This window comes from Synechococcus sp. H60.1, assembly GCF_047462335.1.
GTDB lineage: Bacteria > Cyanobacteriota > Cyanobacteriia > Thermostichales > Thermostichaceae > Thermostichus.
Map to the genome: position 1 here is coordinate 1 of NZ_JANSJA010000159.1, position 8,739 is coordinate 8,739.

The window sequence follows — 8,739 nt, forward strand, 5'->3', positions numbered from 1 at the left end:
GGTGGAAGTGGCGCCGGCCATCCGTGGCTAATCCACTCCTGACCGAGTAGACTAGTCCTTCTTAAGTCCCCTGGCAGACGCTGGGGGATTTTTTTCTTCTACTGCCCCCTCCAATCTTTCTACCCAGGTGAGAGACCAAAATCGGCAAACGGTTTACCAGGATCTTTCCCCCAGTTTTTTACAGTTAGAGTAGGGCTATTGCATCTGCGGGTAAAGGATATGGCAATCATTTCTTCTCGGGCTGCGGGGGCTGAGGATCCCGGGCAGCGGCAGCAAAAGAGTTCTTCTCGCAGAAGAGAGTCGAAATTGGCTTTTGCTAGGGCGGAAGGGCTACTGCAACCGCAGGCTCACCCCGGCGAGGCTCAGGAAGAATCCCTCCGCCCGCGCACCCTGGCCGAGTATATCGGCCAGACGGAGCTCAAGGAAGTGCTCTCCATCGCTATTGCAGCAGCCCGCGCTCGCGGGGAGCCTTTGGATCACCTGCTGTTCTACGGCCCGCCCGGCTTGGGCAAAACCACGGTGGCTGCTGTGCTGGCGGCGGAGATGGGATCCCGCTTCTACATGACCACGGCGCCAGCGCTGGAGAGCCCCCGCGACATTGCTGGCTACCTAGTGCGCCTCAAGCGGGGCGATGTGTTGTTTATCGACGAGATCCACCGCCTGCCCAAGGTGACTGAGGAATTGCTCTATCCGGCAATGGAGGATTTTCGCCTCGACATTACCCTTGGCAAAGGTCGCTCTGCCCGCATCACCTCCATACCCCTGGAGCGCTTTACCCTCATTGGGGCCACCACCCGCATTGGCGCTCTGACTTCGCCGCTGCGGGATCGCTTTGGTCAGGTGCAGCGGCTGCGCTTCTACGAGCCTGACGAACTGGCGGAAGTTGTGCTACGCAGCGCTCGCCTCCTAAACACCTCCATTGATCGCGCGGGAGCTGAGGAGATTGCTCGCCGCTCCCGAGGCACACCGCGCATTGCCAACCGCCTCCTGAAGCGAGTGCGCGACTATGCCCAGGTGCGGGGGAATGGCCACATCAGCCGAGAAGTGGCAGCCGCTGCTCTGGAGTTGTTCCAAGTAGATCCTATGGGACTGGACTGGACGGATCGCAAGTTGCTGACCCTGCTGGTGGAGCAGTTTGGCGGCGGGCCGGTGGGCCTGGAGACAATGGCGGCAATAACCGGCGAGGATCCCCAGACGATTGAGGAGGTGTACGAGCCCTACCTGCTGCAGATTGGCTACCTGCAGCGTACGCCAAGGGGCCGTGTGGTTACCCCTGCCGCGCTACGACATTTGGGCTATGAAGCCCAATCCCCTCTGCCTTTGTGAAGCTAATCGTTTTCCCTCACCGCCAGCCCCTCTCCCGCAAGAGGAGAGGGGAGTTGATCTAGCTGCGATCGTTTTTCCCCACCGGGCTAAAGCTGGGTACCACCAACTCTTTGTTTTGCTTGGTGAGGCGGCCATACAACTCCTGGGTGTTGGGGAAGTTGGCCGCCGGCAAGGTGGGGAAGCGGCGATAGGGTACCGTGTCCTCGCCAAAGAGATCCCGGTACTCCTGGGTGTTGAGCAAGGCGCGGACAAAGGCCTTCAACCCCTGAGTGGCCAAGATCTGGTTGTATTTGCGGATCTCCTGCTGGTTTAGGGGTGCGCGGCCCAGGAAATGCTTGGTGCCCAACTCGATCACCTTGGTGTTGGGATAGGGAGCGTAGAACTCAGAGCGGTACAGTTCAGAACACCCCAACGCCTCGATGAACTCCTTGACGGTGATCTCGCCATTGCGCAGCTTGGACTCGGCGGAGCTCAGCTCCGCGCTGATATTGTAGATGTCCATGTCGCGCTCGAAGATCTGGCGGTAAGCAGCGCGTATGAGGTTGTTGACCTCGGCTTTGTTGGCCAGGCTGGTAAGCTTGAAGATGGGCACCTCTTGGCGCACCTTGGGCACCCCTTGCTGGACTCGCCGCTGGATTTCCAGCTCGCCGGAGGGCTTGTCCTGGGGCTGGCCCAGCTTGACAAAGAGGGGGATATCGTCGTCGGTGCGGATAGGCCTGGTAACCACAGCCATGTCGCTGGATCCAGGGCGCATCCGCCGCAGGGCCAGACCGCCGGGGGTGAGGTAGCGCTCGTAGGGCACGATGTCTTCCCCAAAGACCTGCTGGTACTCTTCACTGTCGAGGATGGTATCCACCACCGCGTAGAAGCCCTGCTTGGAGGCAATGTCAAACAGCCGGTTCATCTCCTGTCGGCCGTAGGTGGGCCGGCCCAGCAGCTTGCGGTGGATAAACTCGATGGCCTTGCAGACGTAGAGGCTAGACCAGTACTTGTTGCGGAAGAGATCTGACTTGGCCAACTGGCGGACAAACTCCTTGACCGTAATCTCGCCCGACTCCAGCTTGATCTCCCAGCGGGTTAGCCGTTGGCCTTCGTAGGGCACATAGCCGTACACCTGCTGGTAGCAGGCGCGGATGACCGCTTGCGTCGAGACTTCGCTGCCAACAACCCCTGCCCGCACTCCCAAACGCCGGCTGCGATCGCGAGGGGTTTGGGTAAGCTTGAAGACTTTGGGGCCAAGGCTACCGGGATCCCCTGCCGCCTTGGGGTTGGTGCGGGCATTGGTGAGCGCAAAGCCGCGCCGGATAAGAATGCGCTTGACATCCTTGCTGAAGGGAGCGGGACTGGCCTTGAGGGAGCGAGTTTCTTTGGGGAAGATGGCGCCAAATTGGATCTCCAGCGGGTCGTTGCCGACGCCGTAGGCGTGCTGATCCGGCAAGGGGCGATTGTAGCGGGCAAAGAGGGTGATAAATTGGGGCACCTTGCGACGGGGGGCAGCGTAATTGTAGAGGTCGAACTTGGGCCCCCAGTTGGCGCTGGTCTGCGCTTCCACCCCCAGCTTGCGCAGGTAGGGTACCGTCTCCTCACCGAAGTAGTCGCCGTACTCGCGGCTGTCCACCAGCGCATCCACCAGCCCAGCTAGGCCCTTGCTGGAGACGATGGAGAAGTAGGTCTGCACCTCCTCGCGGGTCTCTGGGGCCCGCCCCAGGAAGTGGCGGAAGGCCAGCTCCACCACACGGCTGTTGATGTAGGGCTCGTAGAACTGCTTGCGGTAGAGTTCGGATTTGCCCAGGCGGCGGATAAACTCCTTCATGGAGATCTCGCCGTTTTTGACCTTTGACTCCAGGTCGGCCAGCTTGAGGCCATAGGCACGGCGGATATCCCGCTCGAACACCTGCCGATAAGCCGCTTTGATGACCTCTTCTTTCTCAGCATTGGAGAGCCCCGGCTTCATGGCAAAGACGGGCACTTTTTCTGCGGCCAAGTTGTAAACCTGGGGTAACTGTAGCCCTTGCAAGGGCAGGCCATCGGCGGTGCTGGCGTTGCGCTGCCGTAGCTTGTCGGAGGGAGCAGGGGCAATGAACTCGCTCAGGAGCACATCAAAGTACTGGTTGATGATGGCCACCGCCTCGGCATCTTTGCGGAAGTAGCTGGCCGAGGCCCGCTTCATCTCCTGGAGGGCGACAATGGTGGCCTCAGCAGAGCAGGCATTTTCGATAATCTCCCGCAGGCCACGGGTGTTGACGACGATGATACTGGGATCCCCAGCCACCAGGGCATAGGTGACGTAGCGCAGGAACCAGCTCAGATCCCGCAGCGACTTGCGCATGTTGGCGGCGCCGTAGCGGGGGATGTTAATGGGACGGAAGTTGGGTGGGATCTCCACGCCGCTGGCGCTAAAGAGGTTGCGGATAGCCTCCAGGAAGCCACCGGTGGATTCCACGTAGAAGGCGGTGCCTAGCTTAAAGGCTTCCTTCTCGTCCTGGGTGGCTTCTGGCCGCTCCAGATAGGCCATGGGCGAGCCCCCCGTGAAGATGCGGTTGGCCGCTCGGCTGACGATGATTTCGGAGTTGGCCGCGATCACTTGGGCAATGTCCAGCCGTTTCAGGCCGCTGGAGAAAAAGTCCTCCAGGCGATCCAGCTCGGTGCGGGCCAGATAGCGATCCTGTTGTTCCGCCTGGGAGATGGTCGAGAGGGGCACAGTTTGGTAAAGACGGGGGCTGGAGACGACTGCGCCACCGGATGCGTTGATACCCATCGGTCTCTTAAACTCCGTTTTATTGAAAAACTGCCAATAAGGGCCAGGGACGATGCCATAGGACAGAGGCTGACCCATGGACTCAACTAGACCGGTCCCACGTTCCTCTCGGAGCTGGGGAGGAATGGACGCCGGATCCCTGAGGGGGAAGCCAAGCCTAGAATACTAGGGGGATGCGCCCAGAGGGGGGAGGTTGTTGCAGTTTGTAACACTCGTTCTCATTTGCCTTCTCGTCGAAAACCATGGCCTCCAACCCTCCTCCGCACCTTCCCAACTCCCTGCTGGTGGACTGGGAACAGGGATGCTACAGCTCTGTTGCTGAAGGTTTACAGCGGCAGCTTGAGCAGGGATCCCAAGAGCCCCTGCTGTATTGGTGGCTGGGATCTGCCTACCTGCTCCTGGGGCAGGAGCTAGAAGCCCAGCTCACTTGGCAGGAGGGTCTGGCGCTCCTAGGGGCCGAAGGGGTGGCCGAAGCTGAGGCTACCCGCTGCTGGGCAAGGGGACTGCAGGAGCTGGCTGAGGGGCTGTGGGAAAGGGGGCAGTGGCCGCAGGCGGCGGCTTTGTATCGGCAGTTGCTAGAAAGTGGCGCTGCCCCAGAGGCGGCGTTGGCGGCCCATCGCCTTGGCCTAGTCCAGGAGCGCAGCCGACTGTGGCTAGAAGCAGCAGAGTGGTTTGAAGAGGCCTGCCGCCGGGATCCAACGGCCACGGAGAGCTTTTGGCGCTGGGGCCTGGCCCTGCTCAAGCTGGGCCGGTTGCGGGAGGCTCTCTCCCCTCTCCAGGAGGCAGCGAGGCTAAGGCCAGAGTGGGGGGATCCCTGGGTGCAGATGGGCCTGGCTTGGCTGGATCTGGGGGAGCTGGAGCAGGCGGTGGCCTGCTTTCAGGAGGCAGCGGCGCAGGGCACCCAGACAGCAGAGCTCTACAGCTACTGGGTAGAGGCTCAGGTGCGGCGGAATGACCCGCAGGGGGCTTGGGAGAAGTTCCGGCAGGCGCTGGCTGCCGAGCGGGAGTGGCTACAGGCCTGGTGTGAGGGCAGCGGCAGAGACAGTCGGCTGCGGCTGGAGCTGGAGCAGGCCCTGCAGGGATCCCCGGGCAGCCTTTGGCAGGAGCGGTACCGCGCCTGGCAGCAGCGCTGGCTCCCTGCGCAGGCAGCCCTTCCTTCCCCAGCCTGCCAGAGCCCACCGCCCAGTGCTGGCAACCCCCTGCCAGTGCCCAGCCAGGGTTACCTCACCACCCGGCAGTGGCACCAGGCCACCGGCGAGGGCAGCTACCAGGTGGTGGATCCAGAAGGGGTTCTCTGTCTCCAAGCTCCTCCTACGGCTGAGCCTGCCATTGGGCAAAAGCTGCGCTCGCAGCGGATCCCCTTGGCCGAGACCTTTGTCGCCCAGATTCCGCAGGGATCCGTGCACGTGGGCCACTATCCCCGCCACCTCTACGCCAGCTTTGCCAGCGCCGTGCTTACCCGTAGGGGTGAGTTGCTGGCCGATGTCTCCCCCAGCTTGCCGCCGCCGGAGTTTCTCGACTGGGACTGGAAGCCAGAGCACCTGGAGCACCACCCCGTCTTGGACCTACCCCACCTGGGGCCGCCAATTTTGCTGGAGGGCTCTGTCGCCCTCTTGCCCCTGGGGGCAGTCAACTACTTCCATTGGATGGTGGACATCCTGCCCGCCCTCGATCTCCTACGCCGCTCCGGCGTCCTCGAAAAGGACATCCCCCTCTTGGTTCACGGCTACCAGGGCAAGCCCTTTCAGGTGCAAAGCTTAGCTGCCTTGGGGATCCCACCAGAGCGCCTCCTTAGCTTTGAGCAGGCGGGGGGATCCCATCTGCAAGCGCAGAACCTGATTGTGCCCTCGCTGGCGGGGCCGGTGGGGTGTCTAACCCCCAGGGGCTGGAAAGTGCTGCAGCAACTGGTTCCGCGAGAGCAGGCGGCGGGGCTGCCGCGGCGGATCTACATCAGCCGTCGAGCTGCTCGCTGGCGGCGGGTCATCAACGAGGCAGAGGTTCTCGAGGCTTTGCGCCCCTGGGGATTTGTGCCCGTGCAACTGGAAGCCCTTTCTCTAGCCGAGCAAATAGCCTTGATGCAAACAGCAGAAGCAGTCATTGGCATCCACGGAGCGGGCCTGACCAACCTTGCCTTTTGTCAACCTGGGACTCTTGTAGTTGAGATCTTCCCCAGCAATGCCGTGCTTCCCTACTTCTGGAGCCTTGCCCAGGTGGTGGGACTAGACTACTTCCCCCTGCTGGCTCCAACCTGCGACCCAGCCCTGGTGGCTCTACTGGCTAGCCCAGAGTTGGATCGGGAGGATGCCTGGGTGCCGATCCCGGACTTGCTGAACCTGCTCGAGCAGACAGGGCTGCGGTGAATCTAGGGGGGGATGGGATCGGAGGGACTCGAACCCTCACGTTCTTGAAGAACAACGGATTTTAAGTCCGTAGCGTCTACCATTCCGCCACGATCCCTGGAGGAGCTGTACCACTCTACCAAACTGCTTGCTGTGGGGAGCTAGGAGGCTTCTATAGGGAGAGTATGACATGCCAGCTTCTGGGAGACAGCCTGGTGCAAGAAATGGGCCAGGGCTGCCACGCAGTCTCGATCCTCAAAGAGCAGGTCGCGCCGCTGTTGGATCTGCTGGGAGATTTGCTGCCGAAATTGGGGATCCGTTCCCAGTTGGACAGCCAACTCTTCGTAGCGCTGAAGGTCTTGGGCAATTAAGAGATCAAGGCCCATCCTTTTGAGGATGGCATAGGTGTGGCGGCCCCGCAGGAACCGGCCAGGGCAGGTCACTACAGGCAAGCCGGCAGCAACAGCTTCCAGGGTGGTGATCCCGCCCGACCAGCCGTAGGAATCCAGCATAATGTCGGCGCAGCGGTTGAGATCCAAGTAGTCTTGATGATCCAGTTGGGGCAAGATCAAGCAGTGGTCTTCTGCAGAAAGGCCATAGGCGGAGAAAGTTCGGGAAAGACGCTGCCAAAAGTGTTGGGCAATGGCAGCATTGGGCAAGGCCAAGAAGACAAATTGGGCACTAGGCACCTGCTGAGCAATAGCTGGAAAAAGGTAGTCGTATTGCGGCAGGTACTTGCCCAGATACTGACAGGTGAGATAAACAACGGCATCTTGGCGCAGGCCAAAGTCCTGGCGGTAACGCCTCTGGCGAGGCAAAATCGGCTTTTCAAAACAAGTACCCAGGCGGGGCAGCCGAACTAGGGTTTCGCTGTAGTGAGCCTGCCCATCTTCGGGCTCCATCAGGTCGCTGGAGAGAAAGTAGTCAATGGTTGAAAGTCCAGAAGTTACAGGATGGGCCCAGGTGGAGCATTGCACTGGGGCTAGCCGCAGAGATGCCAGTTGCAAAATCAGGGGAGAAAGGCCAATTTCCAGATACACCAAAACATCGAGCTGATCCTGCAGAATTTGACGGGCGGCGTCTTCAAAGCCAGTGGGAATGTGGCGAAATACATCGGCATACTGGCGATATTGCTCTGTCATGAAGTCGGTTCTAGGATCCAAATGGTAGGCAAACACCAGAAAAGGCCACTGGGAGCTCGCCTTTAAGTACTTCACCCACCCTAAAGAAAGACGGCTGTAGGAGCAGGCGCGCATCGAGGCCGAGACAAAGCCAACGCGAATGGGATCCCCTGGTTGCCGGGGAAGAGAGTGCCAATTGGGGTAGCAAGATTTCACGATGCGCTGCACAAACTGAGCGTATTTTTTCTGCAGCTCCAGGTCGTCGCAGCCCTGGTACTGCAGATGGTGGGGTGTTCCCCAGCTTGACCCTAAAAAGGCAAGCCGCCGCTGCTCTTGGGTGTCCAAGGGCGTCTCCTCAATGAGGCGATCCAGGTGTTCTACAAAGCGAGAGCGAAATCTATGCAGCTCTTCCTCATCCTGATAGAGGGCGGGCAAATAGAGATGGTAAAGCCAGCGAGCTACCACCAAATTGGGATCCAAAGTCCACGCCTTTTCCAGGTGAGCCAGAGCCGCGCTGTGTTCCCCTTGCTCGCGATGGGCTATTCCCAGATAAAAATGCACCTCAGCCCAAGGGATCCCTGCTGCCGGATCTGGATTTTCTAACAAGGAGCTAAGCAAAGGGATCGCTTCTTGATGGCGGCGTAGGTTAACAAGAATCTTGCCGGCTTGCAAAGCAGAAAGGTAAGCCTTGGGATTGAGGCTCAGGCTCTGCCAATAGCAAGATAGCGCCTTTTCCAGTTGCCCCAAAGATTCATAGACAACGCCCAGGTTGTGATGATAGAGGGCTACGCGGGGATCGAGCGCAATGGCCTCGGCAATCAAAGCAGCCGCCCATTCCCCCTCTCCCTTGGCCTGGGCCACCGTCCCCAGCAGGTGCAGGGCATCAGCTTGATCCGGAAACTCCGCCAGAATTTCCGAGTAAATGGCTTCCGCTGTTCGCAAGTCGCCAGCCTGCTGGGCCTGGATCCCGGCCAGAAGCTTACCCGTGGGGGTGAGATCCGACATCGACAACGAGGGAAGCTGGAGATCTTCCCCCACTATAGGCGCTCCAGCCCCCTGAGGCTCATGTTGTCAAAAGCACACAAAAACGGTATCAGCGGCTCTGCGAGCGCCTCGCCAAATCCCGCAAAGGCCGATTCTTTCGTTGACCCGCTCGATGCCTTGCGCCACAAGGCTTTCAGGCCTCTTGCCCCCC

Annotated in this window: 4 protein-coding genes and 1 tRNA gene; 2 read left to right on the plus strand and 3 right to left on the minus strand. The window is 60.2% G+C overall.

All coding sequences use genetic code 11. The annotated features are described in order from the left end of the window. Positions 1 to 219: 219 nt before the first annotated feature. Positions 220 to 1,326, plus strand: coding sequence for a Holliday junction branch migration DNA helicase RuvB (gene ruvB / locus NW852_RS08160; RefSeq protein ID WP_414363955.1), 1,107 nt, complete (start codon positions 220 to 222; stop codon positions 1,324 to 1,326). Between the two features lie 58 nt (positions 1,327 to 1,384). On the opposite strand, the gene NW852_RS08165 is transcribed toward ruvB, so the two are convergent. Then, positions 1,385 to 4,084 (minus strand): phycobilisome rod-core linker polypeptide, encoded by a 2,700-nt coding sequence (locus NW852_RS08165; protein WP_414363956.1) that lies wholly within the window; start codon positions 4,082 to 4,084, stop codon positions 1,385 to 1,387. Positions 4,085 to 4,326: 242 nt separating this feature from the next. On the opposite strand from NW852_RS08165, the gene NW852_RS08170 reads away from it, so the two are divergent. Beyond that, a complete protein-coding gene (locus tag NW852_RS08170) occupies positions 4,327 to 6,444 on the plus strand; it encodes a glycosyltransferase 61 family protein (RefSeq protein WP_414426626.1) in 2,118 nt (705 codons plus the stop codon). Between the two features lie 13 nt (positions 6,445 to 6,457). Here the strand turns inward: NW852_RS08170 and NW852_RS08175 are convergent. Next, positions 6,458 to 6,541 (minus strand) — tRNA-Leu (locus tag NW852_RS08175). Between the two features lie 43 nt (positions 6,542 to 6,584). Further along, positions 6,585 to 8,549, minus strand: coding sequence for a tetratricopeptide repeat protein (locus NW852_RS08180; protein ID WP_414426627.1), 1,965 nt, complete (start codon positions 8,547 to 8,549; stop codon positions 6,585 to 6,587). Positions 8,550 to 8,739 lie beyond the last annotated feature (190 nt).